Annotated in this window: 13 protein-coding genes; 6 read left to right on the top strand and 7 right to left on the bottom strand. The window is 41.2% G+C overall.

All coding sequences use genetic code 11. The features are described from left to right. The first annotated feature begins 200 nt into the window (after positions 1-200). Together G636_RS20255 and G636_RS17695 are read left to right on the top strand one after the other, a co-directional pair. Entirely contained in the window at positions 201-1,523 is a 1,323-nt protein-coding gene (locus G636_RS20255; protein ID WP_051226675.1) for a radical SAM/SPASM domain-containing protein, read from the top strand. 231 nt (positions 1,524-1,754) lie between these two features. Further along, entirely contained in the window at positions 1,755-2,963 is a 1,209-nt protein-coding gene (locus G636_RS17695) for a S41 family peptidase (RefSeq protein WP_196803051.1), read from the top strand. 525 nt (positions 2,964-3,488) lie between these two features. Here G636_RS17695 and G636_RS0107110 read toward each other — a convergent pair. Continuing rightward, entirely contained in the window at positions 3,489-4,961 is a 1,473-nt protein-coding gene (locus G636_RS0107110) for a transposase (RefSeq protein WP_026507480.1), read from the bottom strand. A 589-nt stretch (positions 4,962-5,550) separates the two neighbouring features. On the opposite strand from G636_RS0107110, the gene G636_RS0107100 reads away from it, so the two are divergent. The 3 genes from G636_RS0107100 to G636_RS0107090 all read left to right on the top strand — a co-directional run bounded on the left by G636_RS0107100 (position 5,551) and on the right by G636_RS0107090 (position 8,766). Continuing rightward, a complete protein-coding gene (locus tag G636_RS0107100) occupies positions 5,551-6,435 on the top strand; it encodes a hypothetical protein (RefSeq protein WP_026507479.1) in 885 nt (294 codons plus the stop codon). Positions 6,436-6,564: 129 nt separating this feature from the next. Then, the gene (locus G636_RS0107095) at positions 6,565-6,768 is read left to right on the top strand and encodes a hypothetical protein (RefSeq protein ID WP_026507478.1); all 204 of its coding nucleotides are present in this window, start codon (positions 6,565-6,567) and stop codon (positions 6,766-6,768) included. Positions 6,769-6,852: 84 nt separating this feature from the next. After that, positions 6,853-8,766, top strand: a complete 1,914-nt coding sequence (locus G636_RS0107090) for an asparagine synthase-related protein (RefSeq protein ID WP_026507477.1) — start codon at positions 6,853-6,855, stop codon at positions 8,764-8,766. Positions 8,767-8,965: 199 nt separating this feature from the next. On the opposite strand, the gene G636_RS0107085 is transcribed toward G636_RS0107090, so the two are convergent. From G636_RS0107085 to G636_RS19455, 5 genes are all read right to left on the bottom strand, one after another. Next, positions 8,966-10,909, bottom strand: a complete 1,944-nt coding sequence (locus G636_RS0107085) for a substrate-binding domain-containing protein (protein WP_026507476.1) — start codon at positions 10,907-10,909, stop codon at positions 8,966-8,968. Between the two features lie 242 nt (positions 10,910-11,151). Further along, the gene (locus G636_RS20485) at positions 11,152-12,747 is read right to left on the bottom strand and encodes an RICIN domain-containing protein (protein ID WP_051226672.1); all 1,596 of its coding nucleotides are present in this window, start codon (positions 12,745-12,747) and stop codon (positions 11,152-11,154) included. A gap of 793 nt (positions 12,748-13,540) precedes the next feature. Further along, on the bottom strand, positions 13,541-13,885 hold the full coding sequence (locus G636_RS0107070; protein ID WP_026507474.1) for a DUF1622 domain-containing protein: 345 nt from the start codon (positions 13,883-13,885) through the stop codon (positions 13,541-13,543). A gap of 189 nt (positions 13,886-14,074) precedes the next feature. Then, on the bottom strand, positions 14,075-14,929 hold the full coding sequence (locus tag G636_RS0107065) for a tRNA 2-thiocytidine biosynthesis TtcA family protein (RefSeq protein WP_026507473.1): 855 nt from the start codon (positions 14,927-14,929) through the stop codon (positions 14,075-14,077). Positions 14,930-15,128: 199 nt separating this feature from the next. Continuing rightward, a complete protein-coding gene (locus tag G636_RS19455) occupies positions 15,129-16,253 on the bottom strand; it encodes a helix-turn-helix domain-containing protein (RefSeq protein WP_051226670.1) in 1,125 nt (374 codons plus the stop codon). Between the two features lie 233 nt (positions 16,254-16,486). Here G636_RS19455 and G636_RS0107055 point away from each other — a divergent pair, with 233 nt between their 5' ends. After that, a complete protein-coding gene (locus G636_RS0107055) occupies positions 16,487-16,957 on the top strand; it encodes a GNAT family N-acetyltransferase (protein ID WP_026507472.1) in 471 nt (156 codons plus the stop codon). Here G636_RS0107055 and G636_RS0107050 read toward each other — a convergent pair. After that, positions 16,938-18,044 carry a pyridoxal phosphate-dependent aminotransferase gene (locus tag G636_RS0107050; RefSeq protein ID WP_026507471.1) on the bottom strand — a complete coding sequence of 369 codons (1,107 nt, stop codon included), beginning with the start codon at positions 18,042-18,044 and terminating at the stop codon, positions 16,938-16,940. The genes G636_RS0107055 and G636_RS0107050 overlap by 20 nt on opposite strands. Between the last annotated feature and the right edge of the window lie 66 nt (positions 18,045-18,110).

Raw genomic sequence — 18,110 nt, 5'->3', positions numbered from 1 at the left:
TGTCAGAGATATTTGATAGAAAATACCGGTGGTCCGACTGATAAAAGTCTAGATCACCGGTATTTTTATCTCAAGTTGGGGTCTGAACAGTAACGTTGAAGTATGTCGGAGTTATACTTTTAAAATAAATTCTTTACTATAACTTGCCAATTATATACAATAAATACACGGAGAATATCTTTGGCTTTTGGGGGATGGTTATGAAAACATCATTTTACAATTTCTTTTATGACTTAGATGGCGCAAATTATATAGCGTATAATTCGATGAGTAATTCTCTGGCATTGATGTCACATGAAGAATATGATGATTATCTCTTATTTGAACACGACAATACAATGTATATAGATGAGGGACTATTAGATCAACTACGACATGGAGGATTTATAATCGAGGATGACGTGGACGAATTAAGTATTATTCGTCATTCTATGTTGCAATCAAGATATTCTTCTTCGCATTTGGGACTAACCATAGCACCAACAGCTGACTGTAACTTTAGGTGTATCTACTGTTATGAAAAAGACAAATACTCATCATGTATGATGGACAGGAAAACGATAGAGTCCATTATCAATTTTGTTCTTTTGAAAGCAAATGATATAAAAACATTTCACGTTAGCTGGTACGGCGGCGAGCCGTTACTGGCACTTGATGTGATTGAACGACTGTCAAATCAGTTTATACAAATATCGCATGAACACAATATCTCATATTCTGCAGGAATTATTACCAACGGATATCTACTTACTGAGGAAAATGCCAAACGCTTAGCAAAGTGTCAAATTACTGATTGTCAAGTGACTATTGATGGTAGTGAACAGCAGCATAATATTAATCGTCCACTATTGTCCGGCGAGGGAACGTATACTGTTATTATAAATAATATATTTGGTGCTGCGCCTTTTTTGAAACATATTTCCGTAAGAGTTAATTCTGATAAGCGAGATCTAAATGCAGCAGTTGATGTTTTGAGTCGGTTTAGGAATAGTGCCTTTACTAATGTGACAGTCTATCCTGCACCAATAAAAAACAAGAAAGGATGCTTCCGGTCAAGTAGTTGTTTTAGTTGTCAGGAATTCCTGCTTTTTGAGGAGCAATTTTATGATAAGAATGCGGATAATCGGCAATATTGTTCTAAATACCCAGTTTTGCGTGGAAATGTGTGCGTTGCTGATTCGTGTAATGGATTTGTAATTGCATCTGATGGTGAGATGTATAAATGTTGGTCGGATATAGGATGTCCTGAAATGTCTATAGGAAATATAAATAGTAATTTGCGAAATCTGTCAAAGGAAATTGTTTACTTAAAAAATGATCCTACTGCAGATGAAAGATGTAGTATTTGCAAGTTGCTACCCATATGCATGGGAGGTTGCCCTTATGAAATATATAATGGTGTGTCAGACAGATGCTTTACTATGAGTGATATCCATAGAAAGTATATAACTAAAATTGCCAAGATAATGTTGCAAAAACAACAAGACTCAAAAAGGAGGGAACAAAATGAAGTTTATTGTTGAACCGCAAAGACTCATTGCTCCAGGTGTGTCGACAACTGGATGGGGTGATCCATGTCTGCCTAATTACGGATCTTGTGAATGGCTGTGCATTACTCAGTGTGCTACAAAAGCATATGGCTGTGGCTGTCGTACAGAGGCAGGGGATGTTCCGAGTGGTAATCCCAACATATATGATACTTTATGAGATGCCATGTCCATCAAAGAGAACAAGTGTTAAGCATGTTTGAATGCATGAAGAATAGAAGGGCAATTCGTTTTGGAGTTGTCCTTTTGTTCTTGTGTTTTTTCATTAGATCCTCTAATTCTCAGCTTCTTTCTGATGATGATATCGCTACAAAAAGTTCATTTTCAATCGAGGAATTAACGGAAGACTATAACCAGTTTTGGAATGTTTTAAGAGAGAATTATCCCTATTACGACTATATCAGCCAGTACTATGATCTTGATGAGATAATGGCAGAGGGATTGGCGAAGATTAATTCAGACAGCGATGTGAATGATTTATATGAGGTTTTGAGCACATGCTGCCGGGAACTGCACAATTCTGCTCATCTGTCTGTGATAGATAATGATCTGTATAATTATTATCTTCAAATGATGTCTGATAACAATAATGAACAAATAACACCATGGCTGCAGGCAGTAAGTCGACCTCAGTCCACATTGACCTATACTGAACTGTTGAACGGTCATTCTGAGGAATCTGCTTATGACAGCATTCCTCAGGTTGATTGTGATTATTATACAGCCGGAAGCATTGCTTATTTCAAATACTATTCGTTCCTGACAGATGACAGAGATCAAAATGTTATTACAAACTATCTTGATGACCTGATATCATCCGGATCCGATGTAGAAAATATCGTTATTGATATCACTGCCAATAGTGGTGGAAACACATTGTATTGGGCACGCAATATTGTTGAACCGCTGGGAGGATCGTATTCCTGTTCCTGGAATTACTATATTTCTGATTCTCCGATGATGAAATCATATTTTCTGGATAATACCTATTTTGATTTTGTTCCTTTGCCTACTGATGAAAAAACAGAGCTTAAGAACCAGACAAGCCTTGAAATGATATACAAGACTGAAAATAAAATAGATTTTGATGGCGCGATAAATCAATATAGCGGAATCAGAAGATGGGTATTAATTGGCAATGAGACGTATTCCAGTGCTGATGAATTCGCTGTTTTTTGTAAGAAATCAGGTTGGGCGACCCTGGTCGGAAAAATGACAAGAGGAGACGGTATGGGCACGACACCTGTTATTGCATCTCTGGATAATACAGGATTGTTATTCAGATTTTCTGCAACTTTTGGTCTGAATGACGATTATTCCTTGAATGCATTTACGGGAACAAGACCGGATTATGCACAAAAGCGAACCGAAACTGCATTGAGTGCGTGTATGAGGATAATTAACGGAAAGAGATAAAGTCAAACTACTCTGCAATAATAGTGACATTTATAGAGACATTTTGTTCCACTAAATAATTATGCGTTAATATAAGAATAAAATAACAATCTCCCAAATGTACTCATTGAATATTTATCACCATGAATTTTACAACAATTTATACTAAAAAGTCCATATCATACTTCCCGCTCGGTCAGCGGCTTGCGTGTACGGCCACGTCGTTTAGGCTCTTTGCGCTTTGATCTGTAATCAGGACGTAAACGCTCAAACGTAGGTACTCCCAACAAGGAAAGCCGCTGTGGTTAGCGGCTTCCGAGGGATTACATATAGATTTTGCACTTTGAAAATTTTTATGATTTAGCTGGAGGCAGTTTGCAGGCCTTCTGGACACGCTTTGACCAGGGGAGAAGGTTATATATAGCTGGTATTCTCTTCGCCTTGGTGCTTCATCATCTCAGTGAAGATCAGTTCAAGGTATTCTCTGACCCCTTTGGTATTTAAGCATAATCATTCAGGTTTTTACCGATATGAGGCATAAGCCACTTATGCCGGTATCAGTTGTTTCGGTTTGAAGTTCATTTTTTCGAGAATCTGAAGATCTCTTTTTCTTGTGTTCTTCAGGTTCCATGTAGTGCCATGTAATTCCATTTTCATAAACTTAGCCATAAGGAGGACATCACTTACTGACATTGTATTATCATCAAGCATCTTTACAGCATTCATCACCTGTTGATGTATTTGCCCAGTTATCAGCATAATAAATGAAAAGCCTTGCTCTTTGTAATAGTCCTGAATCATAAGGTCATTGAAATCAGCCTCATTCTTAAGATACTGATAGACTGTTTCGATGCCCCAACGCTTTTTGTAATCATTGAAGATGGTTTCTGCTTTCTTTTTGCTGCTGGTCTGAAGAACGTACACTCCAAAATGATCCTTGGCTTTTTCATAACCTTCAGGAGTGTAACCGCTTTTGCCAAGCTCCATGCAATGCTGATAGTTATACCGACACTTTTCATTCTCATCTATATCTCGGTAAACATAGATTTTCTCTGTATCTGATATCTTTTTCATCCAGAATTCGATACGGGAATGTTTCTTTCCGGATGAGTAATAAAAAGAGCTTGTGTACTTTCTTCCTGTCATTACATTCTTGAATACATTTGTGTTTGTAGGAACAGGAATAATATACGAGTTTCCATTGGATGAAAGCAGTTCAAGGTTTTTCTTGCTGTAAAATCCTCGATCGACAATGAACTGTATGCCTGAGTAATCAAGGTATTCAGCCAGATCCGGGATAGTTGCTTTGTCATTACACGAACCACGATACATTCTTGCAAACAACGGTTTGTCAGTATTGATGTCATACCCCATCAGGAGATTTACCTGATCTTCACCAAGCTTTTTGAATTTATATCCACCCTCGCCAAGATCATTATCATCAGAGCATGAACGTATTGCATGTCCGTCGATAGCTATCTTCTTCATTGATGAATCGACACACTGCTGCTCATATGCTTTAACACGGGTAGTCTTTCTTCCCAGATCATCAAGTAAGGTGTCGAGGGCACTGCGGCCCATTTTAAAGGTGTAGTCTTTATACTCAACTGGCAGCCAGGTCTGCTCATATATACGTTGAACCTGATCAACGTGAACAAAACCATTAGCGTAGAGGATTACCGCATATGAAAAAATCTGTGCTGCTTTATCGAGAGGAAAACATTGCTCCAGATCATGCTTTACCGATTTGGCAACATCCTCAATAAAAGCATACTGACCATATTCCAAAACTGTGATGCTGTCAGAGGCGTCTGATTCCAGATAGTTCTTGTTTGGCTTGAACCCGATGCCCGGGATGATTGAGCCTATGCAAGGTCCGGATTTCTTGCCCCACCTTCCACTGGCAAGCTGAACTGCGCTGTATCTGTATACATAATAGTGCCCGCTGATAAGTTTGATTTCGGTACACGGTTCTGGACGATAACACTTTACGTTTTCAGGTATCCTACACTCTGACATATGCTCCTCCTCATATCGGTAATATCCCTAAATTTATTATACCAGATATGAGAAGAAATTCAATACAAAAAGCAAGTAAAGTTCAGTGTTTATGCGTCTTCACAAACACGATTTGCCTGATGAGAAGCCCGATATCTATAAAACATATACCTAAAAACATGAATGGTCATGTCTTGTCATGATCTCTTCATTTAAGAATTCGATCTCGAAATCCTTAAAAAAAGCATGAAAAAAGCTTCCTTCGGCGGGGGGGTGCCTTTGGAAGCCTTTAAAACTATATATCCGGATGATATTTAGTTTTTTACAATGCTATGATATACTTTTACTGCTTGCCAAAGAAAGGTGTAAGCAGCTGCTCATTCTTATCGATGCAGCAGATTCCTTCATCAGCAGCAAAAATGTTCTTAACAAAACCAAAAATTGTCTTCATAGTTATATATCTCCTTTATTTGGGTAGTTCACTGTTCCTTCAGGACTTTATTATATTCCGAATAAAGGGAATAACAATACAGAAAATATACAAATATAACAAAATTACCTACATCAAATTGTGCAATTTTACCATGCAATATAGAAAGGTAATAGGCAAATGTACAAATATCTCTTTTACGGGCTCCATTTAGAGTGCGACGAAGCTATTTTTCAACTTCTCCCCGACGACTCCGATGCCCCGGCGGATATCCGTTTTATAAAGGGCGGTATTCCAGGATGGCTAAGAGATAAGAAGGACAAGCCCCATTACGATTTTGGGCCAAATGAGTCCTGGCTCATGAACTCCACAGGCTGGATATATGCCATAAACGGCGACACAGTTTATTACGATGACAGATTAGATGCAGATACAGGCTATGATATGCTCAGCTATATGACAGGCTACGGCATCAGCATGGTCCTCATGCAAAGGGGGATGCTTCCCGTTCACTGCAGCGCCGTATATGGAGATGAAGGCGCCGTGATCATCTCAGGAGCTTCGGGAGCCGGCAAGTCCACAGTCACTTCTCTCTTTTTGGACAGGGGATATGAGCTCATGGCAGACGATATCGCTGCTATATCAGTAAACGAGGATAATACCGTCACTCTCTATCCTGCCTTTCCCTACCAGAAATATTGCAGAGATCAGGCCGATAGGCGAGGTCTGATAGATGAGAATGCCATCTATATAGATGAAGAAAAGGACAAGTTCCTGGTCCCTGTGAGCAATTTCCGAAAGGAGCCTGCCAAGGTTTCAAGGATGATCATATTATCAAAGGCTGATGTAACCGAAGTTAAATGTGCAGAATTGACAGGCCTTTCAAAGCTATTTGCTTTTTCCTCAAACCTGTTCCTATCAAGGCTAAGAGGCGACTGGCAAAAAGAACCCGCGCTTATGAATGAGTGCCTGAAAGCCGCATCAGGCTTTCCCATATCTGCTATAATAAGACCCTCTGAAGGCAACAGCCTTCCGGACATTGAAAAACTCATATTTAATAGTTAAAGTCTTTTAGGGAAACTAAAAATTATGAAATTATTACAGTTTTGCAACAATTATTGAACGGACTTTTGTTATCAGCTAGACTATATAATGTCACATGACATAAAACTATATTATTCGGAGGATATTACAATGAAGAAATGGGAGAGCCCTGAAATCGCAACTCTTGAGATTGCTGAAACAGCTTATGGAGTTATTCCTGCACTCAAGGAAGGATGCCTGACAAATCCTATAGCAGGCATTATCATCGGTGAGATCATTGATGCACTTACTCCTGATTGCGGTGAGCACGAAGAGTCTGGCACACCTGACGATCCTGAAAATCAGCATTCATAATTGCTTATAGCAGGTACTAAAAGGCCGATGCGCTGCATTGGTCTTTTTTATTTTATTTAATTATTTATACAAGGAAGATCATATATGAGTGGTATATTCGGAATCATAAATAAGAACGCTAAAGATACATATTCAAATGCTTTATATGCCAAAAGCTGGAATCTTGCCTATGGCAAAGAAGGATATTCCAAGTGGTCAGATGATGAATGTGCTTTATTTTGCTGTCTTGAGCATTTTACAAGCGCTCCCATTCCGGGGGATGCTGTGATAGAGAGCGGCAACATAAAAGCAGTAGTAGACGTTGTATTATATAACAGATCTGAGATTGCCGATAAATGCGGGATCGATCCATCTGCCATTTCAGACGAAGAACTGCTGGTCAAATACATATTAAAATTTGGCTATTCAGCTTTATCTAAGGCAAATGGCGATTTTAGCGGCGCTATATATGACACAAAGAAGAAGACTCTGACCTTATTCAGGGATCACATGGGTGTAAGACCCCTATTCTACTATTCAGATAAGGATTTTACTGCTTTTTCAACAGACATCAGAGGACTGCTGTCAGTGCCGGGTGTAGACAGAACTATCTCCGACAAATGGATATACGGACTTATGGCAGCCAAGAATATCCTCTCTGCTACCGCAACCGAGTTTGAGCATATTTACTGTGTAAGACCCGCTTCTTATATTACTTTCTCATCAAATGAAGCTAATGCTCCTATAGAAAGCATTTACTGGAAGCCGGGACAAGTAAAGGTACGCCGCAAAAACAGGCAGGAATATACAAAGGGCCTTAGAGATATTATAAGCGATGCAGTAAATATAAGATTAAATGCAGTTCCCGGTCTAATAGGTGCAGAGTTATCCGGCGGAATAGATTCCGGCGTGATAGACCTTCTCATAAGCCGCCAGAAGAGAGAATGCCTGTATTTCTCCTGGACTCCGGACACAAGCATTCTCCCCATGGCTAAAAGAGACGAGAGGCTTATCATCGAAGATATATGCAAGCAGGAAAAGATCACTTGCAATTATATCAATCAGACTCAGGGCCTTAAGAGTAATATGCTGGAAAATCTGGAAAAAATCGGAGCACCAAGAAATCCCCGTGATATGAATGTTATCACTTACTGTCTTCCTCCTTATATGAACACCCATCAGCTGATGTATACCTCGGAGTTCATTTCCCATAATGGAGCAAGAGTTGTTTTTTCCGGTCACGCAGGTGACGAGGGAGTAAGTCACAGATCCGATCCCTATGAGATGTTCTATAACCATGAGTACTACCACTATTTGAGATATATGTTCTCTACGACCCATGGTCAAAAGCATAGGGTCCTATCTACATTAAAGAAAATATATGAAAATCTCTTTGTTACAGCAAGACTTATGAAAGCACCTTGCGAAGGGATAGATGCCGATCCGGAGGTCCTGAGTTCCTCATTAAGAAGCAAATACACAGGAGAGGATTATCCTATATTTACATTCCTTTATGATTCAGCCAAGTACATCGAAGGCGGAGGAAGCAGGGACAGACTTGACAATACAGCTCTATGGGGAGCCTATTGCAATGTAAGATATATTTTTCCCTATACAGATCACAGAGCCATAGATTATGCCCTGGGCATTCCCAGGTATCTCTTCCTCAAGGGACGCCTTAACCGCTACGTTTTCAGAGACGCCTTCAGAGATATGATGCCTGTTTCCCTCTTTAGGGTAAAAGATAAAACAGCTCCAAGCAGGAACAGTGCCAAACCTGATCCTGATTATGCTGCTAAGTTCCAGGAAAGCAAAGAGTATGTATATTCTCACCTGGATAAGGACTTTTGGAGTAAATACCTTGATATGGAAGAAGTAGAAAGATGGTGCAAAGAACCGGTATCTGACAATGACAGATCTTTTTCCTACAGACAAAATCACCTGATAACACTTTTGTGCCTACAGAACATATTGGAGGTCACCCGCCCCGGAGTACTGAATCCACCTGACAAAGGCTGATCCCATATAAGCTTTTCTATCTTTATTTTATAAAGCAAATACATATATCATATTTGCATTTTCCAAACAAAGCTCCCCGGAACTGATAAAAATCAGTCCCGGAGAGTTTTTATCTCTTTATAAAGCAGCTATTTTGCAGTGTTTGCAAGAAACCAAAATTTTTCCATTAACTTTAAGTTTTCCATTTACTTTAAGTGCATCAGAACTCCTTCATTGCACTGTTTCTTCTGTTCTTCCTATCCTCAGCCAGAGTCATCTCGGCCTCTTTGATCAGGTCTTCTACCTTGGTATCTTCCCTAAGGACGAAATCCAGATATCCTATAACCGGCTCTATATAATATTCTCTGAAGATATCCTGGTTAAGAGTATCACAATAATCCTCCAGCCTCTCTCTTTCTTCCTCAGGAGATTCATAGTATGAATCCATTACTATGATAGCAAACTCATCATCACCCACGTGGGCTACCATATAGTGATCGCCCATAAATACTGAGCTTAGCGCCTCTGCCATAGTCAGGATGGCAACATCACCTTCATCATGGCCCTTCTTATCCCTGATCTCCTTGAGATTATTGAGCTCTACCACCAGCAGTCTCATGGAAGGCTCGGAATCTGCCATAAAGGATGCATATCTCTCCATGGCCTGTGAGATACCTCTGGTATTGAGCATCTGTGTCAGGTCATCTGTCATGGAATCACCTTCCAGCTGCACGCTGTGCTCCACTATCTCATTGTGCTGAGTATAGTAGGTCATGGCAGTTGCGATCTGGCTGATAGCCAGCTGGATGGGATACATCATATCCGCATTGGAATCTACCATCAGGAGGCCATACTGCATAGCACCGGAGAAAATAGGAAATAGAGTCTTACCTCCGGAAGTATCAAAGAGGGTATCCTCGGCGGCATTTCTGAAATGCCCTATACCTATCTCCTGGTTGATCCTGATGTCATCATGTTTACAGAATACCTCAGGTATGCTGTCCTCAATCTTGATGACCATATATAGCTCATCAGGACATTCCCAGACCTCTGTTGCTTCCCTGGCCTTTGGCTCTTCCATGAGCATCATCCAGGCATAATTACAACCCAGACTTACCAGCTTCTCTGCAGCTGAAGCATAGAAAGCTCTCTCGTCATCTACATTGAGCAGCATATCATGGCTGATATTAGAGATAAGGAATACCTGCTTGAGCAGCAGATCATATTTATCATTTGCAGCCTGAAGTGAATTGGTAAAGAATTCCGGATCAAAGCACTCCAGACGGCTGGACGACCCTCTTAGTATGACCTTGGATGGAATCTTCAGCGCCCTATGTTCTCCGCCTCCTATCAGTTCTATTGCCAGATCAAGGGCAGTCTCTGCGATCTTATCTATATCCTGGCCAACAGTAGTAAGAGTGGGACTTAGCTGCGTACATACAGCAGCATCGTCAAAGCCTGTTACTATTATGTCCTTGCCAACCTTTAAGCCAATATTACTGCAAACCTTATAAACAGCTTCTGCCATCAGGTCATTACCGCACATGACAGCATCCGCATCCATATTATGAGCAAGGAGCCTTGTAGCCTGCTCCTGTACGCCGGGAGAAAAGTCACCATACTCCAGCATCTCATCTGTAAATTCCAGACCATTGTCCCTGATGCAATCCTTAATAGCAGTCAATCTTTCGATAGCATCATCGTTATTTTCAGGGCCTGCCAGAATGAGGATCTTCTTGCAGCCTCTCTCCCGGATCAGATGCTCACAGAGCTGATACTGGCTGGCATAATTATCTGTCCTGACAATAGAATACTTACTTACATCATTTTCCTGTTCTGTTACTACAATGGGAATATCGCCAAAGCTCTCCAGAAACTGTGTCAGGGTCTTGCCATAGAGAAAACCCGAGAAAGTACCTGCGCTGACTATAATGGCATCAAGATTGCAGAATTTATAGTAATCATAGACAACATTGCATTGATAATTGTAATTGGTATATTTAATGGCAGAATCGTTCAGAGACCTTAGAAAGCCATTGGTGTGTGTTCCTGCAAAGACAAATACCTGCACACCCTTCTTACCGGCATGATCAAAGATACTCGCCAGCAGGTCCATTGCGTAGACAGATGAAATATTGGCTATCATGATTCCAATTCTTTTCATACCCGTACCTCGTTATCTGTATGCCGTTCATAAATACACTGTATACAGTTCTTATTATATCATGATATAGGCGCCATAGAGCAAAAATCGTTCATGTTTACATGATAAGAGTTTTGCTCTCATGGCCCTAAATAATATGAGGAAAAAAATGACCCCTGTTACACGTAAATGGTGTAACAGGGGTCTCCCCGCTTGTTTTTAGTTGCCGAGTACTTTGGGCCCCCAAAAAACTTTTATCAGCTTTAGTTCAGAGCTTCAAACTTCCACTGCTGATTAGCTCCTGCAACATAATCCCACTGGTGTACATTGGCGCCTGCTGCTGTAGATACATCTGCTACATCCATAGCCTTGTTGCTATGCTTGTTGATAAGGAAAGAATAGCCGTTATCAATGGATGTGATATACCATCTCTGATTTGCTGTATTATTATTATCCCACATGATCAGGTTGCCGCCGTTCTCTGTGGACCAGCCGCCCATATCCAGAGCCTTGCCATTCAGAGCACTGGTTACTACAAAAGTGGAATCATCGGGATTAAATTCTACATACCAGGTCTGTGCATCTGTGCCATTGGGTGTCCACTGCTGCACATTAGCGCCGTTATCTCTGCTTCCGCCGGAAACATCCAGAGCCAGGCCGCTGTTTCTATTGATGATCCTGTATCTAACCTTCTCCACTCTGATAGATGAAGTCTTGTCGTTAAAGTCATTTCCGATCCAGCTGCTATCTCCCCTGATAACCCTGCTGGCGCCGCCAAAATTATCATGCTCATAGAGTGTAACCTTATATCCAAAAGGAACCTTAAGAGAAGTAAGGTCATCATTTCTAAAGCCTTTGGCCTGCAGAGATGAGAGATTATAATCACCTACTCCAAGAGAAGCACTTCTTCCGCCATAGTTGATATCCTGATAGATATACACCTTACCGGAGGCTGTATTGTTACTGCCGCCGTTTCCTGAGCCGGATCCGCCGCCATTACCTGAGCCTGTATTGCCGTCAACAGGATTTGGTGAAGTTGATGTGAAGTTAGGTCTGTCCTGATATACACGGATATAATCCACCTTCATCTGCTGAGGGAACCTGCTGTTGTCGATGTTAAAGCCGGGCCAGTTGCCGCCTACAGCTACATTGAGAAGCAGGAACTGCTCCTGATGAAGTTCTTCTGTATTACCTGCATTTCCTCCGATGTAGATCTCATGATATCTGTTTCCGTCCACATACATGCGGATATACTGATCATCCCAGTCCAAAGTATAATTATGGAACTGAGTGATATCAAATGTTCCTGAGCTGTTGCCGTATTCTGCATGTCCATTGGAATCCCAGTGACATGTACCGTACACCTTGTTCTCAGCATTGATAGCTTCTATGATATCTATCTCTCCGCATCTGGGCCAGCCCACGCTTCCGATATTCTGTCCCAGCATCCAGAATGCAGGCCAGATACCATTTCCTGAAGGAAGAGCGATCCTTGCTTCAACATGTCCGTATGTAAAACGGAACTTATCCTGGGTCTTTAATCTGGCCGATGTGTAATTATAGCCGTTATAATTCTCCTTCCTTGCAGTAATCACAAGTGAGCCGTCTCTTACTGCTACATTCTCACTGCGATCTGTGTAATATTCCAGCTCGTTGTTGCCCCAGCCTCCCGAGCCGTTGCCGATCTCACAGGTCCACTTGCTGGTATCCAGTGATCCGGAATTGAATTCATCACTCCATACCAGTGTAGATGATGAGCTTGCAGCCTCTGCTTCCACTGCAGGCACGCCGGGCACTACGCACATTGCAAGGCCCATAGCCAGACCTACTGTGGCTGCTATCTTCTTTTTAAAGTTCATTTTGATTCTCCCTCCTTAATCAAACTATTGCGAACCAATATCATTCTAGCCAAGGGAGTGATCACAATCAATATTGTCTTAACAATTTTGTATCATTTCAGTAAATTCTCACAATTATATCATATGTCTTTTGTTATCTTTTAATAGCGCAAAAGCCTGTATTTGCGCCATTTGAATAAACATTCAAACAAATGCATCCCGTCTTTAAATTCTCTTAAATTCTTTGTGAAAAAATCATCATTTGCTTTATGCACTCACCAGCTGATGCCACAAATTGCAAGTCCATTTCATATCCCCAAATAATAAATATCAAAACTCACTGATCACACAAAAAAGCGGTCCGTAGATCAATTGATCCACAGACCACTTTGCCGAGTACTATTTTTCTCTCGTCTTATTTATGCTCTTTCCAGCAGGCTATAAATTCCAACCAGCAGCAATACCGGAAATGCAATGATTACAAGCCCTTTAAATACCAGTCCCACAAGAATAAGGGGAAGAAAAACCAGTGTAAACATAACTTTGATTATGCTCCAGCTTGCTCTGAATGCAAAACCGATCATTTTTCCAAAGATCCAAAAGAAAAATATGATAAAAAGCAGCGACAACATGATCCTCACCGTCCTTTCCAAAACATAAACCATTGTCATCTGTTGCCTTTGATGAATTCATTATATGGCCGATACATTTTGGATTACAGGATCATTTCAGCAAAAAGCTCTATGTTATTTTGCTTTTTATGAAAAAGAATTCATTTGCCACAATAAACCTTGATGGCCCGCAAAGCTCTGTATTAGTTGGACAAGCCTTCTATCTCTTTCTTTTCATTCTTGATCTCCCAATGGATCAGGAATGTGAGAACGCCTCTAAGAAGGATAATAGCGCCAAGAATGCCAAGTTCGGACCACTCTCTGACTACAACAGTTCGCAGGACCTCGCCGCCCAGCTTAAATTCCAGGGCAAGTGCTATTCCCTGAGCCAGATTCAGGCGCACGCTTTCATCCTTGCGGATCCAGCCTATAAAGCCCTTAACAGCAGTAAATACCAGAATGGATACACCAAACAGTTCCATAAGGGTAGTAAATAACTCAACAATGTAATACATATAGGTATTTACAAACTCAATTACTGTTTCCAATATCCCATCCCCCCATCTACTATTATCATCTGGTGCAGATCGCATGCATGATCAGCTACAATCTACATCTATAGTTGATTATGACATTCAAATACTGCTCTGTCAAAAAACAAATATTATTAGTATACCTGTTCATTTTCTTACAATGACAATAACAGCAGCTGCGCATTATAACAAGCGAACAGTCACTTATTGGTCATAGTCATCCAGGAAATTGTGCCTGCTGCCATCGAGCGTTTTGTAGCCGATTATAGCATTTAAGTGGACATTCTCTACGCTTTTGAAAATATTGCTTTCTATATAGGGGCTTAATTTTCTAAGCTCAGCTATCAGCCTCTTGGTCTCGCCTCTCTTGGTGCCGTTTTCACTTCCACCTGTCTTTACGCTATTCTCTGTAAGTCTGCAGGCACATCTTATAAAATGCAGATCATTATAATCTCTCCATTTGATGATATCTTCTTCTCTTACCAGATAGAGCGGCCTTATAAGTTCCATGCCTTCGAAATTCGTAGAATGAAGCTTTGGCATCATAGTCTGTATCTGTCCGGAATAAAGCATGCCCATAAGAATAGTTTCTATCACATCATCATAGTGATGTCCCAGTGCAATCTTATTGCAGCCCAGTTCTCTGGCCTTGCTGTACAGCGCGCCCCTTCGCATCCTGGCGCAGAGGTAACAGGGAGAACCTCCCGTGTCCATCTCAGGCTTGGATACAATATCATATATGCTGGATTCAAATGTTGTGATGGGTATCTCCATCATCCTGGCGTTTTCTAATATATTTTGAAAATTAATATCATTATAGCCGGGATTCATGACAAGATATTCCACTTCAAAATTCTGTATGCCATGTTTTCTAAGCTCCTGAAAAAGCTTGGCCAGCAGCATAGAATCCTTACCGCCTGAAATGCATACTGCAATCCTGTCACCATCTTCTATCATATTGTAGATATTGATAGCCTTGGTAAACTGACTCCAGATACTCTTTCGAAATTTCTTGATTATACTATGTTCTATTTCTTTGTTTCTATTATTGTCCTGCATATATATCCCTTTTAAAAATATATATTGTGCTGATATATCTTGCGTTTTCTATTTCTTTGATGGTTTAAACAAAAGAAATCCCCGGAGTTCACACATGAAGATATACTCTCCGGAGATTTCTTTAATAATTCTATGTCATCCTTGCAGGATGTAAGTTGACATGCTTAGAAGTACATGGATGTACTTCTATGTCATAAAGTTAGTTCTCTTTCTTCTTGGATGTCCTTGCAAGGGAGAGCACCAGACTCCTTACCACTTCCTTATCTCTGTCGGAGAGCTTTCTAAGGCCCTTAACAATAGCTGCATCCTCTTTGCCAAGAGATTCTACTGTGATCGGAGGTCTGCCAACCTTACCTGTGCGGGTCTTTTTCCTGGCATCCTTGGTTGCTTTCCTTGCCATAGCCTTCTTCTCGGCTATCTCTGCGATCTCCTTATCTGCGCCCAGATCTCTGGGAGTAACACCCAGCACTGCTGTGATCTTATCGATGTGCTTGAGGTAGCTCTTACCGCCTCTGTTCTTCCAGTTAACGAAGGTTCCGTTAGAAAATCCGCAAGCCTGCTCCAGCTGAAGCTGTGTGATATGCTTCTTCTTCATAACAGCCAGCATCTTCTTGATCACTGCTGACTCAGGCTTTCTTGTAGAAGCCTTCGCTGTCTTCTTTGCGGCAGTCTTTGCTGCTGTAGTCTTTGCTGCTGCAGCCTTTGAAGCGGTTGTCTTTGCAGCGCTTGTTTTAACAGATTTTGTCTTTGCAGCTGCTGCTTTTGTTGTCTTCTTAGCTGCAGTAGTCTTCTTAGCTGCTGTTTTTGCAGTTGCTGCCTTTGTTGAAGCAGTCTTTGAAGCTGCTGCCTTTGCTGTAGTTTTCTTAGCTGCTGCTTTTGTTGTCTTCTTTGCTGCAGTCTTCTTGCCTGCTGTTTTGGTAGCTGCTGCCTTAGTAGTCTCTGCAGCCTTTGCCGTAGTCTTCTTTGCTGCGGTCTTTGCTGTAGACTTAGAAGCTGCAGCCTTTGTTGATTTATTTGCTGCTGTCTTTGTCTTCTTATCTGCAGCCTTTACTGTAGAAGTCTTGGAAGCAGTCTCCTTCTTTGCTGTAGATGCAGCCTTAGTATTTTTGGTCTTACTTGTTGCAGAAGTTTTCTTAGCTGATCCTGAATTCTTAGAAGTCTTCGATGCAGTCTTTGTGCTCTTTGTTTTCTTAGAAGCAGCTTTCTTAGCAGGCGCCTTCTTTGCTGCTGCGCTCTTCTTGCTGTCTGCCTTTGCAGCTTCTGCCTGAGCATCTTCGTTATTAACTGCTGCCATCTCTTCGATCTTCTTTTCGTTCTCGTTCATACTTTTTCTTCTACCCTTTCTGTATTCGTAAATGTGGTTTACATATCATGAACCTTCACAATATGGCTTCCCCCACTTTTCAATCCCCTTCTTCACGCTATGTTACAATTTCTAATAAATAACGTCAATAGTTTTTTAAAAATAATTCTAAGAATCTTATCGGATTGCAAAGTCAGATTCTACATGCTATTCTCGATATTGATACAAATAATTTTAGAAAAGAGGATTAGAAAGTGAAAATTCGAAGAGCTGTAAACGCTGATATACCAAAGCTTTTAGACCTTTTGTCCCAGGTCCTTGAGATCCACGCTGCAATTCGCCCTGATATATTCAGATCCGGAACCACGAAATATACTAAGGATGAACTGACAGGGATAATAGCAAATGATAATACGCCGGTGTATGTAGCAGCAGATGATGACGACACTCTTATGGGATATGCCTTTTGCGTTATCAAGAGTCCCGCATTTACCAGCACTATGCATCCAAAGAGTCAGCTCTATATAGATGATCTGTGCGTAGACGAGAAATACAGAGATCGCCATATAGGAAGATCTCTCTTTGAACATGTATTAGCAGAAGGCAAAAGGCTTGGCTGCTATGAAGTCACCTTGTCCGTGTGGGCAGGTAATGACGCTGCAGAACTGTTCTATGAAAAGATGGGCATGAAGACCAAATCCAGGATCATGGAATACATTCTCTGACAGCAGCTATCAGCCTGTCATTGTCTTCTTTCTTTCTAACACATATTCGGTAGAAGCCTTTTGGAAAAAGCCCCGCGTAATTATCCAAAGCCCTTATGAGTATCCCTTTTTCCAAAAGAGCTGCCTTAAGATCTGTATCCCGGGACCTGATCATGAGATAATTGGCCCTTCCCGGGATCAGGTCAAGTCCCATAAAGAGAAGCGCCTGCATTAACCTGTCCTTCTCCTGTCTGATATAGGCTAGAGACTCTTCCAGATATCTGTCATCTCTAAGCGCAGCTATAGAAGCAAGCTGCACAAGACTTCCCATATTCCATTCAGGCAGCGCTCTTCTGATATCCTCCTCCCAGTATCTGGAGCCGCTGATAGCATAGCCGCTCCTGATACCCGGCATAGAATATAACTTGGTAAGAGATCTTATTATCATGATATCCGGATAATCTTTTAGGAATTTCAATGCAGTCCTTTCTTTATAATCTTCGCAAATGGGCAAAAAGCATTCATCTATGATGATCCTGCTCCCTGCTTCTTTTGCGGCTTTGACTATTTCCTCCAGCACATCTTCTCTAATGCAGGATCCCGTGGGATTAGAAGGATTACATAGTATCACAAGACCGGCTCTTGTAGTTCTGACCTGCTCTGCCATCTCCATAGTAGGCATGAAATATCTGCCATCTTTGTCGGTACGGAGTCTGACACCGGGCATTGCTGCCAGTGAGTCTCCCCTTATGAGCTTTATCCCACTATTTCTGACAGCTCTCTCATATCCATAGAAAATGGGAGTCTGTACAAGAGCAGAACTCGCTCCTGATGCTGTAACAGCGGCATTTATAAGTTCTGAAGCACCGTTCCCGCAGATGATCTGCTGATCAATAAGCTCATATCCGCTATGCCTCTTCTCCCAATCTACTATCTCATTTGTCAGCTCCAGGCAGTCAGGATCAGGATACTCCACGGCCTTGTCCATATTAGAGATAACAGCTTCTTTAACAGAAGAAGGCAAACCAAAGGCATTAAGATTAACTGACATATCCAGTTCTATTTTTTCAGCTCTGTATGAACTTCCGCCATGTATGTATTCCCACATTTCTATTTCCTCTGTTTTCTATTTAATGCCCCAGGAATAAACGCTTACCAAAAGCCAGGCTGTCTG

The sequence above is a fragment of the Butyrivibrio sp. MC2013 genome (assembly GCF_000424585.1).
Classification (GTDB): Bacteria; Bacillota; Clostridia; order Lachnospirales; family Lachnospiraceae; genus Butyrivibrio.
This window is presented reverse-complemented; position numbering and strand designations above follow the sequence as displayed.

What these genes read in the sequence shown, in the direction of transcription:
- G636_RS20255 (WP_051226675.1), top strand. Translation starts at nt 201, where the DNA reads ATGAAAACATCATTTTACAATTTCTTTTATGACTTAGATGGCGCAAAT.
- G636_RS17695 (WP_196803051.1), top strand. Translation starts at nt 1,755, where the DNA reads ATGAAGAATAGAAGGGCAATTCGTTTTGGAGTTGTCCTTTTGTTCTTG.
- G636_RS0107110 (WP_026507480.1), bottom strand. Translation starts at nt 4,961, where the DNA reads ATGTCAGAGTGTAGGATACCTGAAAACGTAAAGTGTTATCGTCCAGAA.
- G636_RS0107100 (WP_026507479.1), top strand. Translation starts at nt 5,551, where the DNA reads ATGTACAAATATCTCTTTTACGGGCTCCATTTAGAGTGCGACGAAGCT.
- G636_RS0107095 (WP_026507478.1), top strand. Translation starts at nt 6,565, where the DNA reads ATGAAGAAATGGGAGAGCCCTGAAATCGCAACTCTTGAGATTGCTGAA.
- G636_RS0107090 (WP_026507477.1), top strand. Translation starts at nt 6,853, where the DNA reads ATGAGTGGTATATTCGGAATCATAAATAAGAACGCTAAAGATACATAT.
- G636_RS0107085 (WP_026507476.1), bottom strand. Translation starts at nt 10,909, where the DNA reads ATGAAAAGAATTGGAATCATGATAGCCAATATTTCATCTGTCTACGCA.
- G636_RS20485 (WP_051226672.1), bottom strand. Translation starts at nt 12,747, where the DNA reads ATGAACTTTAAAAAGAAGATAGCAGCCACAGTAGGTCTGGCTATGGGC.
- G636_RS0107065 (WP_026507473.1), bottom strand. Translation starts at nt 14,929, where the DNA reads ATGCAGGACAATAATAGAAACAAAGAAATAGAACATAGTATAATCAAG.
- G636_RS19455 (WP_051226670.1), bottom strand. Translation starts at nt 16,253, where the DNA reads ATGAACGAGAACGAAAAGAAGATCGAAGAGATGGCAGCAGTTAATAAC.
- G636_RS0107050 (WP_026507471.1), bottom strand. Translation starts at nt 18,044, where the DNA reads ATGTGGGAATACATACATGGCGGAAGTTCATACAGAGCTGAAAAAATA.